Origin of the sequence: Mesorhizobium sp. M0166, from assembly GCF_040322255.1 — a bacterium.
In the GTDB taxonomy this organism is placed as follows: Bacteria; Pseudomonadota; Alphaproteobacteria; order Rhizobiales; family Rhizobiaceae; genus Mesorhizobium.
In genome coordinates, this window is record NZ_JAMYTD010000004.1 from 1 (window position 1) to 14652 (window position 14652).

General features: G+C 63.7%; 16 protein-coding genes. 5 read left to right on the forward strand and 11 right to left on the reverse strand.

Annotated elements, in window-relative coordinates; translation table 11 throughout:
* Positions 1-49 precede the first annotated feature (49 nt).
* The 9 genes from NKJ46_RS06565 to NKJ46_RS06605 all read right to left on the reverse strand — a co-directional run bounded on the left by NKJ46_RS06565 (position 50) and on the right by NKJ46_RS06605 (position 7509).
* Positions 50-307: a DUF680 domain-containing protein gene (locus NKJ46_RS06565; protein WP_352663376.1), complete on the reverse strand. Its 258-nt coding sequence runs from the start codon at positions 305-307 to the stop codon at positions 50-52.
* Between the two features lie 123 nt (positions 308-430).
* Entirely contained in the window at positions 431-637 is a 207-nt protein-coding gene (locus NKJ46_RS06570) for a DUF680 domain-containing protein (protein ID WP_352663378.1), read from the reverse strand.
* Positions 638-708: 71 nt separating this feature from the next.
* On the reverse strand, positions 709-912 hold the full coding sequence (locus NKJ46_RS06575; RefSeq protein WP_352663380.1) for a DUF680 domain-containing protein: 204 nt from the start codon (positions 910-912) through the stop codon (positions 709-711).
* Between the two features lie 440 nt (positions 913-1352).
* Positions 1353-2099, reverse strand: a complete 747-nt coding sequence (locus tag NKJ46_RS06580) for an FAD-binding oxidoreductase (protein WP_352663382.1) — start codon at positions 2097-2099, stop codon at positions 1353-1355.
* Entirely contained in the window at positions 2096-2707 is a 612-nt protein-coding gene (locus NKJ46_RS06585; protein ID WP_352663384.1) for a molybdopterin-dependent oxidoreductase, read from the reverse strand. The genes NKJ46_RS06580 and NKJ46_RS06585 overlap by 4 nt, the downstream gene beginning before the upstream one ends.
* 132 nt (positions 2708-2839) lie before the next feature.
* On the reverse strand, positions 2840-4378 hold the full coding sequence (locus tag NKJ46_RS06590) for a DegQ family serine endoprotease (protein WP_352663386.1): 1539 nt from the start codon (positions 4376-4378) through the stop codon (positions 2840-2842).
* Between the two features lie 362 nt (positions 4379-4740).
* Entirely contained in the window at positions 4741-5466 is a 726-nt protein-coding gene (locus NKJ46_RS06595) for an MBL fold metallo-hydrolase (RefSeq protein WP_352663389.1), read from the reverse strand.
* Positions 5467-5482: 16 nt separating this feature from the next.
* Positions 5483-6649 (reverse strand): diphosphate--fructose-6-phosphate 1-phosphotransferase, encoded by a 1167-nt coding sequence (locus NKJ46_RS06600; RefSeq protein ID WP_352464595.1) that lies wholly within the window; start codon positions 6647-6649, stop codon positions 5483-5485.
* Positions 6650-6744: 95 nt separating this feature from the next.
* A complete protein-coding gene (locus NKJ46_RS06605) occupies positions 6745-7509 on the reverse strand; it encodes a L,D-transpeptidase (RefSeq protein ID WP_352663391.1) in 765 nt (254 codons plus the stop codon).
* 188 nt (positions 7510-7697) lie between these two features.
* Here NKJ46_RS06605 and NKJ46_RS06610 point away from each other — a divergent pair, with 188 nt between their 5' ends.
* The 3 genes from NKJ46_RS06610 (at position 7698) to xylB (ending at position 11293) form a co-directional block, all read left to right on the forward strand.
* On the forward strand, positions 7698-8321 hold the full coding sequence (locus NKJ46_RS06610) for a LysE family translocator (RefSeq protein ID WP_352663393.1): 624 nt from the start codon (positions 7698-7700) through the stop codon (positions 8319-8321).
* Between the two features lie 9 nt (positions 8322-8330).
* Positions 8331-9656 carry a tetratricopeptide repeat protein gene (locus NKJ46_RS06615; protein ID WP_352663395.1) on the forward strand — a complete coding sequence of 442 codons (1326 nt, stop codon included), beginning with the start codon at positions 8331-8333 and terminating at the stop codon, positions 9654-9656.
* Between the two features lie 182 nt (positions 9657-9838).
* Positions 9839-11293 carry a xylulokinase gene (gene xylB / locus NKJ46_RS06620; protein WP_352663927.1) on the forward strand — a complete coding sequence of 485 codons (1455 nt, stop codon included), beginning with the start codon at positions 9839-9841 and terminating at the stop codon, positions 11291-11293.
* A 38-nt stretch (positions 11294-11331) separates the two neighbouring features.
* On the opposite strand, the gene NKJ46_RS06625 is transcribed toward xylB, so the two are convergent.
* Entirely contained in the window at positions 11332-11694 is a 363-nt protein-coding gene (locus NKJ46_RS06625; RefSeq protein WP_352663397.1) for a nuclear transport factor 2 family protein, read from the reverse strand.
* Between the two features lie 110 nt (positions 11695-11804).
* On the opposite strand from NKJ46_RS06625, the gene xylA reads away from it, so the two are divergent.
* Positions 11805-13130 carry a xylose isomerase gene (gene xylA, locus NKJ46_RS06630; protein ID WP_352663399.1) on the forward strand — a complete coding sequence of 442 codons (1326 nt, stop codon included), beginning with the start codon at positions 11805-11807 and terminating at the stop codon, positions 13128-13130.
* An 83-nt stretch (positions 13131-13213) separates the two neighbouring features.
* Here the strand turns inward: xylA and NKJ46_RS06635 are convergent, their stop codons facing one another.
* Positions 13214-13846 carry a TetR/AcrR family transcriptional regulator gene (locus NKJ46_RS06635; protein ID WP_352663401.1) on the reverse strand — a complete coding sequence of 211 codons (633 nt, stop codon included), beginning with the start codon at positions 13844-13846 and terminating at the stop codon, positions 13214-13216.
* A 93-nt stretch (positions 13847-13939) separates the two neighbouring features.
* On the opposite strand from NKJ46_RS06635, the gene NKJ46_RS06640 reads away from it, so the two are divergent.
* On the forward strand, positions 13940-14596 hold the full coding sequence (locus NKJ46_RS06640; protein ID WP_352663403.1) for an O-methyltransferase: 657 nt from the start codon (positions 13940-13942) through the stop codon (positions 14594-14596).
* The last annotated feature ends 56 nt before the right edge of the window (positions 14597-14652 follow it).

Below are 14652 nucleotides of genomic sequence, written 5' to 3' on the forward strand. Positions count from 1 at the left end.
AAATATCCTTTGCGGGCGCCGCGTCTTTTTTTATATATAGCCTGTGGGTTTATTCCCTTTTGGGTTTTTTTTTTTGCCCTATTTGGTGGGGGGGGGCGCCGGGCGGCGCCGACTTGGGCACATCGCCAGACGAATTCAGCAGCTTGTAGATCGGCGAGTTGCTGTCACGCACCGAATACGTCTGCGTCTTGTCGACGTTGACGGTCGCCTGCTTGTTGATGTCGGTCCCGCCAACATTATCGTTGCGGGCATAAGCGCTGCCGGCGGCAATCAAGAGAGCGGCGGCAGCAAGAACGATCTTTTTCATTTTTGATACTCCTGGATTTCAATCGAAGCGGCGAGCTCACCCGCCGCTTATCCTGTTATTGGACCATGATCTTTTGCCGAAAACCGGCTTCCACTTTACGGGATCATGGTCCGCGATCGGCTGTTAGTTGTTGCCGAAAAGGTTGCGGTCGGCGCCCTGGACGGCCGGCTGCTTTTCAGTATCGTCCGACGTCCTGACGGAAGCCGTGTACGAGCTATCGACGGAAGGCGCAGGCTGGTTCGCGCCGTTCGAACCATAATTGTCGCTAGCCGCGAAAGCGCTGCCGGTGATGGCCAAAACGGCGGCGGCAGCAAGAACGATCTTTTTCATTTTAATACTCCTGAATTTTTTCAGATCCCGGGCGGCGGATATGCCCGCCGCCCTGATGCCGGGATCGGCTGTTAGTTGTTGCCGAAGAGGTTACGGTCGGCGCCCTGGACAGGCTGCTGGTCAGCATGAACGGGCTTCTGAATGGAAGCCGTATACGAGCTGTCGACCGAAGCGGCAGTCTGGTTCGCACCCTTGGAACCAAAGTTGTCGCTGCCAGCGAAGGCGCTGCCGGTGATGGCCAAAACGGCGACGGCGGCAAGAGCGATCTTTTTCATTTTAGTACTCCAGTATCTTAGTTTCCGTCCGTCTAGCGGCGTGTCTTGGGAGGAATTCGCGTCGTCCGGACAGCCCCGATGTGGGAAAGGCAATAGTGAGTTTCCAATCACGAAGTTGTTTGGTGTGGACCACGCTTCTACACCTTGAAATTGTGCCAGAGATTCCCTTTGCCACAATTTTACTATGTGAAATCAAGCAGATAACGCATAACCTCGGTCTGGCTGCAAGCGACTTGGGTAGGCAGCGTTCACAGCGTCCTGCACGCATTGTCAACAGAAACGAACCGTTCGGTTCGATTTTTTAAACCGATAAAAGTCGCAGCCGGGGTTGTTTGTCGAATCGTTAACCATTTCCGCCAAACGCGGCCTCGCCGTTCTGCCGGTTTTCGGCCCGTTTATGCCGGCCGGCGAAGGCAGCGACCGGGCAAAGCAGAACCGGGTCAGACCCCGTAGCGTTCGGTGCGGATGAGAGCCGCAGGCACCCCGGCATCGATCAGTGCCTCGGCGGCGGCCGTCACGAATGCGTTCGAGCCGCAGACAAAGGCGAGTTTCGGTGGCGCGGGCAGCCTGGTCATGGCTTGCACCATCATCGCGGCGTCGATCCGCCGCGCATAATCCGCCGGACGGCGGGCCGGCTCGCGCGTCAGCGTTAGTACCAGGTCGAAGCCATCCCGGCGCTCGGCGAGGTCGATCAACTCGTCGCGAAAGATCACCTCGTCCCAGACCCGCGCCGAAAACACCAGGGCGGCCGCGACCAGCGATCCCCGCATCGCCCGGTGACGGACCATCGACATCAGCGGCACCACGCCCGACCCGCCGCCGACGAGCAGGAGCGGTCCGCCGTCGCCGTCGGACCAGACGAAATGGCCGCCGAGCGGCCCGCGCAACTCGACCTCGTCGCCCACCGCCGCGATCTCGTGAAAGAACGGCGAGACCTCGCCGTCCTCGAGTTTTTCAATCGCCAGTTCGATGGTCTCGCCGGTCTCCGGCGCGGAGGCTATGGAGTAGGAGCGGCGCGCCTGATAGCCGTCAGGCGCCGTCAGCCTGACATCGACATGCTGCCCGGCATGGTAGGCGAAAGGCCGCGACGGCTGCAGGAAAAAGCTGGTGACGCGCGGCGTGCGCTTTTGGATGCGGGTGATGGTGACCGTTTGCCAGGGCGACTGCGCCGCCGGTGCGTCGCTCATGGATCGTTCGTGTAGCGCTGCTCGCGCCACGGGTCGCCATAGATATGATAGCCTCGCAATTCCCAGAAACCCGGCTCGTCGCGCTCGGTGAACTGCAGCCCGTTCAGCCATTTGGCCGATTTCCAGAAATAGAGATGCGGAACGAGCAGCCGTGCCGGGCCGCCATGGTCGGGGGTGATCGGCCTGCCCTCGTAAAGCAGCGCCACCATCGCCTTGCCGCCGGTGAGATCCTTCGTCGGCACGTTGGTGGAATAGCCGTCGAAACCCAGCGCCAGCGTGAAGGCGGTGGGCGGCTCGATGCCGGCGTCGGCAAGGATGTCGTCGACCAGCACGCCCTGCCACGCCGTGTCGAACTTGGTCCACGCGGTGACGCAATGGATGTCGCGCGTCATCTTGGTCAAGGGCAGCGCGTTGAACTCGGCCCAGTTCCACTTCTTGATCGGCCGCGGCCCCTGCTTAAGCGTGAACGACCAATCCTCGGTGCGCACATGCGGCGTCGGGCCGGCCGACAGGACCGGGAAACCTTGCTCGAGATATTGCCCCGGCGGGATACGTGCATCCGCATCCGTCGGCGGCTTTCGTCCGGAAGAGAAGCCTCGGGTAACCATCGAGAATATCCGTTTGCGCAAGGTCCAGTCGACCTTTGTCAGTTTTCTCGAAGACGCGCGCGCGGGCAACTGAAATCTTGGCTCGGCCTGGCGGCAATGCTCTACATCGATCTTGGCAGCGCGGCGCCCGCTTCAGCCACTGGCGAAGGGCACGGCGACAAACATCTGGGCGTCGCCACGCTCGACAAGCAGCAGCACCGATTTCTTGCCGGATTTGGCGGCCTGCACAATCGCCTGGTTAGCCTGCCTGGCGCTCCTCACCGGATGCTGGTCGACGGCGACGATGATGTCGCCGGGCTGGATGCCGGAAGCCGATGCCGCCTTGTTCGGGTCGACGCGCTCGACCAGCGCGCCGTGCTGGTTGCCGGCCAGGTTCATTGCCTGCCGCACATCCGGGGTGACATCCATCAGGCCGAGGCCGAGCGCCGGTGCGCGAAGGCCCTGCCCGGTCGACGGCTGACCCCGATCGCCGGTCACCGACCCCGTCGTCATGTCGTCTTCGTTGCGTCCGACCTCGACGGAGATCTGCAGGCTTTGCCCCTTGCGCCAGACATTGAGGGTTTCCCTCGTGCCGGGCGCAATTTCGGCGACGGCGCGCGACAGGTCCCTTGGGTCCTTTATGTCGCGACCGGCGAAACTGGTGATGACGTCACCGGTCTCGATGCCGGCCTTGGCGGCCGGCGATCCGTCGCTGACCTGCGCGACCAGCACGCCGCCGGGGTGATCGAGGCCGATGGCGCTCGCCATGTCAGGCGTCACCGGCTGGATCTGGACGCCGAGATAGCCGTACTGGATGGAGCCGCCCTTCATCAGCTTGGCGACGACCTTTTGTGCCTGGTCCGAGGGGATGGCGAAGCCGACGCCGACGCTGCCGCCATTCGGCGAAAAGATCGCCGTGTTGATGCCGACGACATTGCCGTTCACATCCGTCAGCGGGCCGCCGGAATTGCCCCGGTTGATCGGCGCGTCGATCTGGATGAAGTCGTCAAACGGCCCGCTGTGCAGGTCGCGGCCGCGGGCCGAGACGATGCCGGCCGTGACCGTGGTGCCAAGGCCGAAAGGATTGCCGAAAGCGAGCACCTGGTCGCCCGGCATGAGCTTGTCGGAATCGCCCCATTTGACGGTCGGCAAGGGCTTGCCGGCCTTGACCTTGAGCACGGCAAGATCGTTCTTGGCGTCATGGCCGATCAATTTGGCGGGAAGCTCGGTGCCGTCGTCGAGCGTCACCTTGATCGACTGGGCGCCGTCGACGACGTGATTGTTGGTGACGATGGTGCCGTCGGCGCCGACGATGAAGCCTGAACCGAGGGCCTCTGCGCGCGGCGCCTGTTCCGGCGGTGTCTTGGGGGCGGGCTGTCCCTGGTCATCGAAGAAATGGCGGAAATAGTCGTCGAAAGGCGAGGTTCCGCCAAAGGGAGAGGCGTCGCTCATAGTGTTCGGCTGTTGGGCTTTCATGGCCGTCGTGATGGTCACCACCGCCGGTTTGTCGGCCGCCACGACCGGCGCGAACGAGCCGCTCGGCGCCGTCATGCCGGTGACGGGAGGTGTCACTGTTGCCGCCAGGACATCATTCAGCCTCGGAGCGAGAGGCAAGGCGAAGGGGCTGACGATCAGCGCGGCGCCCAGCAGAGCGGCGACGCGATGTCTGCGAAGGGTCTGGATTGGTGACATGGCCGTTGTCCGGGCGAGAGATTGGTGAAGCGCGGTAACGTTCCGTCACCGGAACGATTCATCGCGTGTCGGTCGTCGGCCTTGCCTGTCTCGCCTGTCACGGCAGCCGACCGGATCGACAGCCCCGCATCTAGGGCGCCGATCATGGTTTCCAGATAATATTACGAAGATTTAATTTCCGGCTGGCAGCCGCCTTGCCGGGCTGGCGCCGAAACCCGAAAACAAAACCCGCCTTGCGGCGGGTCGTTGGGGCGAATCAGCACCATACCCAAATTAGTAGCATAGCTGCCGGCACAAAGCAAGAACAAAATAGCTGCGCAAGACAAATCGCTTCAGGTTTGTGCCGCTTCAGCAGAGGCCTCCTATTCGCCTTTCCCGTCGGTCCGGCTGAGATAGGCGGTGGCGATCTCGCGCATCCGCCTGCCGTCGAAGCTCGGTCCATGGCCGCCATGGCCGATCCGGATCGGCAGGTCGAGCAGGCGCTGCATAGTGCGGCGATAGGCGGCACGATCAGAATCCGGCAGGTCGTCGATCAGCATGGCGTCGTAGATGGCGTCGCCGGCGAAGAACAGGCCGTCTGCCTCGTCGAACAGTGCGATCGAATCCGGAGAGTGGCCGGGCAGATGCAGGACGCGGAATTGCCGGTCGCCGAGGTCGATCCTATCGCCCTCGTCCAGGGTCCTAGTCAGCGGCGCCGGCTGAATCCTGTAATCGGCCGCTTTCCAGCCCTCCGCCGGCAGCCTGGAGACGGCGCCTTCCAGACCATGGAACATGTAGGCGTAGGTAACCGCTTCATCCATGCTGTCGAACTGCGCGGCGCTGTGGCGCGGCCCTGCCCGCAACGGAAACTCGTGCAGCGAGCCGACATGATCGAGATGGATATGCGTGGCGACGACGAGCAGCTGCTTGCCGGCCGGCGTATCGATCTGCGGCGCCAGCGGGCAGATCCCCATGCCGGTGTCGACCAGCAGGTCGACATCGCGGCCGCGCAAATGCCAGATGTTGGCGCGCACGAATTCGTGCACGAAGGGCTCGGTCAGCATCGTCGTCTTGGCGTCGACGATGGTTTTGCTGAACCAGCTGTCCATCAGATCAAGGCCGGCATCAGACGAACGGCTTGCCGATCTTGTACTTTTGCGGGACCAGCCGCTTCAGATAGGCCATGCCCGCGTCGGACAGCCGGTTGACATCGGGCAGCATGAAATCATCCGGCATGTGGCGCGTCTTGCCGGCGACGTTCTTCAGCGGCACCTTCTTCAGCACGGTTTTCTTGCCGTCATATTGCAGTGCCACCGAACCGCCGCCCTCGTCGGCCACCGTGACCGCGAAGGCGCCGGCATCGAAGGCCTCCTGCGCGTCGACCGCGCTGATGGCGCCGACATAGCCGCGCGGCATATAGCCGAGCGCATCGACGCGTGCCCGCTTGCCCGGCAATCCTTCGGCGAGCGCGCGCTCCAAGGCTGCCGGCAGGTCGCTGCCCGACAGCTTGACGTTGCCGTGCTGGTCGCGCTCCAGCCTTTCCGGCGGCACCAGGCTTTCGACCAGCGCCTTGCCGTCGGCCGTGCTGACGCCTTCGGAGACGGCAACGATGCAGCGCTTGTGGCGGTCGAGCGTGGCACGCACGTCGTCGATGAAACCTGCCGCCGAGAACGGCCGCTCCGGCACGTAGACGAGATGCGGGCCGCTGTCCTGGTCGAGCTGCCAGGCCGCGGATGCGGCCGTCAGGAAACCGGCATGCCGCCCCATGACGATGCCGACATAGATGCCCGGCAGAGCGCGGAAATCGAGATCGACCGAAAGGAATGCTCCAGCGACGAACTCGGCCGCCGACATGAAGCCGGGCGTGTGATCGTTCTCCTCGAGATCGTTGTCGATGGTTTTCGGCGCGTGCACGAAGGCGATCTTGCCGCCGGCGGCGTCGGTCAGGATCTGCTGCGTGCCCGACGTGTCGTTGCCGCCGATATAGATGAAGGCATCGGCGCCGGCTTTCTTCAAGCCGTTGAGGATGAGGTCGCAATAGGCGGCATCCGGCTTGTCGCGCGTCGAACCAAGCGCGGCGCTCGGTGTCGCCGCGATCAGCCGCAGGCGGTCCTCGGGAATGGCAGAAAGATCGACGTAATTGCCGTCACGAATGCCGCGCACGCCGTGGATGGAACCAAGGACCTTGGCGCCGGGATGCCGCTTGCGGATTTCGAGCGTGGCGCCCACCACGGTCTGGTTGATGACGGCGGTCGGACCGCCGCCTTGCGCGATGACAAAAGTTCCGGCCATTGCTTACGTCTCCCGGGCGATGAAATCGCAGGCACATTCGCCTGTCTTGCGGCATCGCGCAACGGCAGAGTGATCGCTGAAAGCGAAGCCGCCGTTCAGACGACGACGACCGGGTTTTTCTTGGAGACGCGGCTGTAGAGATCGATGATGTCCTGGTTGATCAGGCGCACGCAGCCCGACGACATCGCCTGGCCGATGCTCCACCATTCGGGTGAGCCGTGGATGCGATAACCGGTGTCGCTGCCGTTCTGATAGATGTAGAGGGCACGCGCGCCAAGCGGATTGTCGAGGCCGCCCGGCTGTCCGCCTTGCCATTTCACCAGCTCCGGCCTGCGGGCGATCATCTCGGGCGGTGGGGTCCAGACCGGCCATTCCTTGCCGTACTGGATGTTGGCGCGACCGGACCAGCGGAATCCGTCCTTGCCGATGCCGACGCCGTAACGGATCGCCTCGCCGCCGGGCTGCACCAGATAGAGCAGCCGCTCCTGCGAGTGCACGACGATGGTGCCGGGTTGCTCGCCGGTCGGATCGACGACGATCTGGCGGCGGAACTCCGGCTTGACCTTGAGATAGGGCACTTCCGGCACGTTGAAGCCACCGTCGGTGAGCGAAGCGTACATCACGTCGGGGCTGGTGATGTTCTTGTCGACGCTGATGCTCGGACGGACCGGCCGGATCGAGCCGGTGGTGACGTCGTCGAGCTGGAGCGACGGCAGATCCAGCGTCTGGCTGCAGCCGGCGACGCCGAGCAGCGCCAGCGCACCGGCGCCGGACAGCACCGTGCGGCGGGAAAGCTGTATTTCGGTTTCGATTGCGTCGCCGGTGTGCGGCAGCGACAGACCTTGCGGCAACTCACGCATTTACCCAAACCCTACGCTATCGGCGGGAAACACGGTCCGGCCGGATAGCAGGCATTTTCACCAATCATGGTTGAAAAAGCGTGAAGGCCGGCCGCCTGGCGTTAACGAGGGGCTTTTTCGATTCTTGCCCCTTTACATCTTCGCGAGGCCAAGGATTTATCCTCTTCTTTGAGCTCAAGGAGGAGAAAATGTCTTTCGAAAACTGGGCCGCGTTTGCCGCCGCCTCGGCAATCCTTCTGGTCATCCCGGGCCCGACCATCCTGCTGGTGGTGTCCTATGCGCTCGGCCAGGGCTGGCGCACCGCGCTGCCGATGGCAGTCGGCGTGGCGCTCGGTGACTTCACCGCGATGACACTGTCGATGCTGGGCATCGGCGCGCTGCTGGCGGCGTCGGCCACCGTATTCACGGTGCTGAAGGTGATCGGCGCCGGCTATCTGATCTATCTCGGCATCAAGCTGTTTCGCGCCGGCGGCGCGCTCCGGGCCGAACCGCGGACCGATGCAGTATCATCGGCCAAGATGATGGCGCACGCCTGGCTGGTTACCGCGCTCAATCCGAAAAGCATCACCTTCTTCGTCGCCTTCCTGCCGCAGTTCCTCGACCGGCACGCGGATTTCTGGACACAGATGCTGATTTTCGAGACGACCTTCCTGACGCTCGCCTTCGCCAACGCCTTCGGCTACGCGCTGATCGCGGCAAGAGCGCGCAACGTTGTGCGCAACCCGAAGGCGATCCGCATCTTCAATCGCACCGGCGGCACGCTGCTGGTCGGCGCCGGGATCGCGACGGTGGCGATGCGATCGGGCAACTGAGGAGAGATAATGGCGGTCAGCGATGCATTCGGCTTGACACTGTCCGGCGCGACGGAGGCCGGGCTCTCGTCCTACAGCCGGGCTGTGCGCGAATTGCAGTGCTTCATCGGCGATCCGGTCGGTACGGTTGACCGGGCAATCGCCGACGATCCCGGCTTCGTCATGGCGCATGTGTTCAAGGGTTATCTCTTTGGCCTCGCCACAGAGCGCGAAGCGACGGCGGTGGCCAAGGCATGTCACGAGGCAGCGCTGCCGCTTGCCGCGACGACGCGCGAGCAGGCGCATGTCGCCGCCCTTGGCCACCTTGCGGTGGGACGCTGGCACGAGGCCGCCCGCGTGCTGGAGGATATCGCCATCGAGTTCCCGCTCGATGCGCTGGCGCTGCTGACCGGCCACCAGATCGACTTCTTCACCGGCAATGCCCGCATGCTGCGCGACCGCATCGGCCGCGCGCTGCCGTCCTGGCAGAGCGGCATGCCGGGCTACCACGCCATACTCGGCATGCAGGCCTTTGGGCTGGAGGAAATGGGCGACTACGCGCGTGCCGAAAGGCTTGGCCGCACGGCGGTCGATCTCGAGCCGCGCGACGGCTGGGCCCAGCATGCGGTGGCCCATGTTATGGAGATGCAGAGCCGGCAGAAGGACGGCATTCTGTGGATGCGCGCCAATCCCGAAGCGTGGACGCGGGAAAGCTTCCTGCAGGTGCACAATTGGTGGCATCTGGCGCTGTTCCATTATGATCTCGGCGAGACCGACGAGGTGCTGGCGCTCTACGACGGGCCCATCTATGGCGAGCGCTCGACGCTGGCGCTCAACATGGTCGATGCCTCGGCGATTCTGTGGCGGCTGCATCTCGGCGGCGTCGATGTCGGCGAGCGCTGGTCTGCGCTCGCCGCCAACTGGTTGCCCAAGGCCAGCGCCGGCCATTATGCCTTCAACGACGCCCACGCGATGATGGCGTTTGTCGGCGCCGGCCTCGACGCGCCGGCCCGCGGCTTGCTCGAGGCGCAGCGCGAGGCGATGCAGGGTGAAGACGACAACGCTGCTTTCACCCGGGATGTCGGCCATCCCCTGACGCTCGCCATCAAGGCATTCGGCGAGGGCAATTATGCCGAGACGATACGCCTGATCCGGCCGATCCGGGCAATCGCCCATCGCTTCGGCGGCAGCCACGCCCAACGCGACGTCATCGACCTGACGCTGATCGAGGCGGCCTTGCGTTCCGGTGATGGCGCGCTGGCGAGGGCGCTTGCGGCGGAACGCGCGCTGGCACGGCCGGACAGCCCGTTGTCGGCACTGTTTTCACGGCGCGCAACCGCTCTCGCGGCGAATTGACCAAGGCCACATCTTGCCTTAAAAACTGCCCCGGCAAGATTTTTTCGAGTGTCGAAAAAATCTTCGCGTGTTGACCGGGGTGCGTTTCCGGCGGCACGATTGCCGGGATATCTTCGCCGCAGGACTGGGCGGGGAAGCAAGGAAGACCGTCGCCGCCAGGCATGACGGACATGGGAGGAAACATGTATCTCGGCCTCGATCTCGGCACGTCGGGCGTCAAGGCGCTGCTGATCGATGCAAGGCAGAGCATCGTCGGTTCCGGCCATGCGCCACTCGACGTGTCGCGGCCGCATCCCGGCTGGTCCGAGCAGAACCCCGCCGACTGGATCCGCGCCTGTGAAGCGGCGATCGGCGAGCTGAGATCCATGCATGCGAAGGAACTCGCGGCGGTCAAAGGCATCGGCCTTTCCGGCCATATGCATGGCGCCACCCTGCTCGATGCCGCCGACCAGGTGCTGCGCCCCTGCATTCTGTGGAACGACACACGCAGCCACGCCGAGGCGGCCGCACTCGATGCCGACCCGCGCTTTCGCAAGCTGACCGGCAACATCGTCTTTCCCGGTTTCACCGCGCCGAAGCTCGCCTGGGTGAAGAACAACGAACCGGCTGTTTTCGCCAAGGTGGCAAAGGTCCTGCTGCCGAAGGATTTTTTGCGGCTCTGGCTCGCCGGCGAGCATATTTCGGAAATGTCGGATTCGGCTGGCACGTCGTGGCTCGATGTCGGCAAACGAGCCTGGTCCGCCGAGCTGCTCGCCGCCACGTCGCTCGACGAAAGGCAGATGCCGTCATTGGTCGAAGGCACGGCCAAGGCCGGTGCCTTGCGCAGCGAATTGGCTGTGAAATGGGGCTTGCAGGCGGGTATCCCGATCGCCGGCGGCGCCGGCGACAACGCGGCCTCGGCCTGCGGCATGGGCACGGTCGGCGCCGGCCAGGCTTTCGTCTCGCTCGGCACGTCGGGCGTGCTTTTTGCCGCCAATGCCTCCTATCTGCCCAATCCGGAAAGCGCGGTGCACACATTCTGCCACGCACTGCCCGGCACCTGGCACCAGATGGGCGTCATCCTGTCGGCAACCGATTCACTCAACTGGCTGTCGGGGATCGCTGGAAAAAGCGCCGGCGAGTTGACCGCCGAACTCGGCGATGTGCTGCAGGCGCCGACCGGCGTCTCGTTTTTGCCCTATCTCTCAGGGGAACGGACGCCGCACAATGATTCGGCCATTCGTGGCGCGTTTACCGGGCTTGCCCACGAGTCTGGCCGCGTGGCGCTGACCCAGGCCGTGCTCGAAGGCGTCGCCTTCGCCTTCCGCGACAGCCTCGACGCGCTGGCCAAAGCCGGCACGACGCTGACCCGGGTAACGGCGATCGGCGGCGGCTCGCGTTCGCGCTACTGGCTGAAGGCCATCGCGACAGCGCTTGGCCTGCCGGTCGATATTCCAGCCGACGGCGATTTCGGCGCCGCCTTCGGTGCGGCCCGGCTTGGCCTGATCGCGGCGACCGGTGCCGATCCGCGCGCCGTGTGCACGGCGCCGGCGACAGACACCACGGTCGAGCCGGTCGCCGCCCTCGGCGATGCCTATGAGGATGCTTATCAGCGCTACCGGGCGCTTTATCCCGCGATCAGGAGCGCCACAGCGTGAGCGGATTCCCGCCCTCGCCGCGGCCCGCCGAGAAGGCCTCACTGTGCCGGCACCTTGTCGAGAAAGCCGGTGATGCTTTTCAACCGGCCATTTTCGATGACGCCGATATCGGTGCCTTCGATCACGGACTCGCTGCCATCCGGCCCGAGGTTCCAGGAGAAGCGGATGGTATCGGCAAAGCCGTCCGGCTTGCCTTTCAGCGAGAACCTGAAGCCGGCAAAGCGCTGCTGCACGCCGTCGATCAGCGCCGCGATGCCGTCATGGCCGTCGCCCTGCATGATCGGATCGCGATAGCCGAAATCCTCGGTGAAGGTCGCCTCGAGCAAGGCTTGCCTGCGCACGGCGTCGCTCTCGTTCCAGGCGGCGATGTAGTTTTCAGCAATGGTGTTGAGGTCGGTCATGGTCTGTCTCCTTCGTTGAGTGGCTTTGACATGAGCCTTTTCACCCAGCGCCAGCGCGAAACCAATTACGCCTGAGGTAATCAGGCCGAACCATGCGAGAGGAAAAGAACATGAGCAGCGGTTTTTTCGGCGACATCCAACAGATCAAATACGAGGGACCGGACTCAACCAATCCGCTGGCTTACCGGTTCTACAATCCCGACGAGATTGTCGCCGGCAAGCGGCTGGAAGACCATCTGCGCTTTGCCGTCGCCTACTGGCATTCCTTTGCCTGGCCGGGCGGCGATCCGTTCGGCGGCCAGACGTTTCAGCGGCCGTGGTTTCCCAAGGCCGGCGGTACCGACACGATGGAACTGGCCAAGCTCAAGGCCGACGTCGCCTTCGAGATGTTTTCGCTGCTGGGCGCGCCTTATTTCTGCTTCCACGACGCCGATGTGCGGCCGGAGGGCCGGGACTTTTCCGAAAGTGCAGCGCGGCTCGACGAGATCGCCGATTATTTCTCGGGAAAGATGAAACAGACCGGCGTCAAGCTGTTGTGGGGCACGGCCAACCTGTTTTCCAACCGCCGCTTCATGTCGGGCGCCGCCACCAATCCCGATCCGGACGTCTTTGCCTATTCGGCGGCGACGGTGAAACGCTGCATCGACGTCACCAAGCGGCTGAACGGCGAGAACTACGTGCTGTGGGGCGGCCGCGAGGGCTATGAAACGCTGCTCAACACCGACCTTGGCCGCGAGCAGGAACAGGCCGGCCGCTTCCTCAACCTGGTCGTCGACTACAAGCACAGGATCGGCTTCGAAGGCACCATCCTGATCGAGCCGAAGCCGCAGGAGCCGACCAAGCACCAGTATGATTACGACGTCGCCACCGTCTATGGCTTCCTCAAGCGTTTCGGACTGGAGAATGAGGTCAAGCTCAACATCGAGCAGGGCCATGCCATCCTGGCCGGCCATTCGTTCGAGCATGAACTGGCGCTGGCCAATGCGCTGGGAATCTTCGGCTCGATCGACATGAACCGCAACGACTACCAGTCGGGCTGGGACACCGACCAGTTCCCCAACAATGTGCCGGAGATGGCACTCGCCTACTACCAGGTGCTGCAGGCCGGCGGCTTCAAGACCGGCGGCACCAATTTCGACGCCAAGCTCAGGCGCCAGTCGCTCGATCCGCAGGATCTGCTGATCGGCCATATCGGCGGCATGGATTGCTGCGCTCGCGGCCTCAAGGCAGCGGCGCGCATGGTCGAGGACAAGGCGTTGTCCGCCCCGCTCGCCGAGCGCTATGCCGGCTGGGATTCGGCCGAGGCCAAGGCGATGCTTGCCGGCAAGCGCACGCTGGAGGAAATCGCCGAGCGCGTCGTCAAGGAAAAGATCGAGCCGCAGCCCAGATCCGGCCGCCAGGAACTGCTCGAAAATATCGTCAACCGGTACGTCTGAGGCGTACCCGGTTCGCGGCCGCATTGTTCAGCGGCCGCGGGATAAAGAGCACTTTCCGCGGGGCTGAGACCGACGACAAGGTCTTAGTCGTGATCGAGGCCTCTCAGGTAGGCGCAGAACATGTCGGCCATGGCGTCGGCGTAGGCTTCAATCTCAGCGGGGGTTCGGGGCGCCTCCGAGAACTGCTTCCCCACCGTGCTGAGCGTGGTCATGACCAGGTCGCCGGCCAATTCGCGAGTCGCTTGCGCGGCGTTGGGTAACGCCTCCTGCATGAAGAGCTGGATGGTGCGGTCTCCGGACGCCCTTGCCGCCTGCGCCTCAGGCGCGTCCCGATAAAGCGGTGCGGCGTCGTCGAGCGCCACACGCACCGCGGCCTCGTCACACTCCGAGCGGAGGAAGGCGTGGACCAGGCCGCGCAGCCGGTCAAGCGGCGGTTTCCTGATATCCTCGAGGATGTCGCGCAGCAAACCAGTCGTCTGCCGCCATTCATCGCTCTGGAGCCGGAACAGGATCGCCGCCTTGTTCGGAAAATACTGATACAGCGATCCGACACTGACACCGGCCTTCTCGGCCACCCGCGCCGTGGTGAAGCGCTGCGCGCCTTCTTTCGCCAAAACCTGAACAGCAGCCTGCAAAATCGCAGCGACGAGCTCTGCCGAGCGGGCCTGCTTGGGCTGTTTTCGCGAGGAAATCCGCGGACTTCGGTGATCGCTCATTGAGAGGCGCGCCAATGCGATTAGTGAATGCGAATGATTAGTCGTATTTTGAATGGCGCACAAGGACGCATTCAATTTTGACTGGAGACCGATATGACCACACTGACGACAAAGCCGCTCGCACCCCTGCTGGACCGCCTGTTCGAGGAAGCCGCTGCGGCAACGAGCCCTGCAGTGGCGGAACTCTCCGCCGAGGAGCGGATGCGCCTGGTTCGAAGCAAGACCGAATACGTCGAGCTCTATGGGCGGCTAAAGGATCTCTGGCTTCCCGTTTCGCGAGAGACCGGCACGCTGCTCTACATGCTGGCACGAGGCAGCGGCGCACGGACGATCGTCGAATTTGGAACCTCGTTCGGCATTTCGACCCTGCACCTTGCCGCAGCCTTGCGGGACAATGGCGGCGGCCGCCTGATCACCAGCGAGTTCGAGCCGTCCAAGGTGGCGCGTGCGAGGCGTAATCTGACAGCAGGCGGTCTCATTGACATGGTGGAAATCCGCGAAGGTGACGCGCTGCAAACATTAAGCGTCGATCTTCCCGAAACGGTCGACCTGCTTCTGCTCGACGGCGCCAAAGCGCTCTATCCCGAGATCTTGAGTCTGGTTGAAAGCCGCCTCAGGCCGGGCGCCTTCGTCGTTGCCGACAACGCCGATCTTTGCCCCGAATACCTCGAGCGGGTGCGCTCGACCGGGAGTGGCTACATGTCCACGCCGTTCGGCGAGGATGTTGAACTGTCGATGCGGCTTGGCTGAAGCACTGCCTGACCTGCCGGAACGATCGTGCCCAAGATGCGCGGCGGCGGACAAAA

Coding starts and splice junctions, on each gene's coding strand:
- NKJ46_RS06565 (WP_352663376.1), bottom strand. CDS start 307: ATGAAAAAGATCGTTCTTGCTGCCGCCGCTCTCTTGATTGCCGCCGGC.
- NKJ46_RS06570 (WP_352663378.1), bottom strand. CDS start 637: ATGAAAAAGATCGTTCTTGCTGCCGCCGCCGTTTTGGCCATCACCGGC.
- NKJ46_RS06575 (WP_352663380.1), bottom strand. CDS start 912: ATGAAAAAGATCGCTCTTGCCGCCGTCGCCGTTTTGGCCATCACCGGC.
- NKJ46_RS06580 (WP_352663382.1), bottom strand. CDS start 2,099: ATGAGCGACGCACCGGCGGCGCAGTCGCCCTGGCAAACGGTCACCATC.
- NKJ46_RS06585 (WP_352663384.1), bottom strand. CDS start 2,707: ATGGTTACCCGAGGCTTCTCTTCCGGACGAAAGCCGCCGACGGATGCG.
- NKJ46_RS06590 (WP_352663386.1), bottom strand. CDS start 4,378: ATGTCACCAATCCAGACCCTTCGCAGACATCGCGTCGCCGCTCTGCTG.
- NKJ46_RS06595 (WP_352663389.1), bottom strand. CDS start 5,466: ATGGACAGCTGGTTCAGCAAAACCATCGTCGACGCCAAGACGACGATG.
- NKJ46_RS06600 (WP_352464595.1), bottom strand. CDS start 6,649: ATGGCCGGAACTTTTGTCATCGCGCAAGGCGGCGGTCCGACCGCCGTC.
- NKJ46_RS06605 (WP_352663391.1), bottom strand. CDS start 7,509: ATGCGTGAGTTGCCGCAAGGTCTGTCGCTGCCGCACACCGGCGACGCA.
- NKJ46_RS06610 (WP_352663393.1), top strand. CDS start 7,698: ATGTCTTTCGAAAACTGGGCCGCGTTTGCCGCCGCCTCGGCAATCCTT.
- NKJ46_RS06615 (WP_352663395.1), top strand. CDS start 8,331: ATGGCGGTCAGCGATGCATTCGGCTTGACACTGTCCGGCGCGACGGAG.
- xylB (WP_352663927.1), top strand. CDS start 9,839: ATGTATCTCGGCCTCGATCTCGGCACGTCGGGCGTCAAGGCGCTGCTG.
- NKJ46_RS06625 (WP_352663397.1), bottom strand. CDS start 11,694: ATGACCGACCTCAACACCATTGCTGAAAACTACATCGCCGCCTGGAAC.
- xylA (WP_352663399.1), top strand. CDS start 11,805: ATGAGCAGCGGTTTTTTCGGCGACATCCAACAGATCAAATACGAGGGA.
- NKJ46_RS06635 (WP_352663401.1), bottom strand. CDS start 13,846: ATGAGCGATCACCGAAGTCCGCGGATTTCCTCGCGAAAACAGCCCAAG.
- NKJ46_RS06640 (WP_352663403.1), top strand. CDS start 13,940: ATGACCACACTGACGACAAAGCCGCTCGCACCCCTGCTGGACCGCCTG.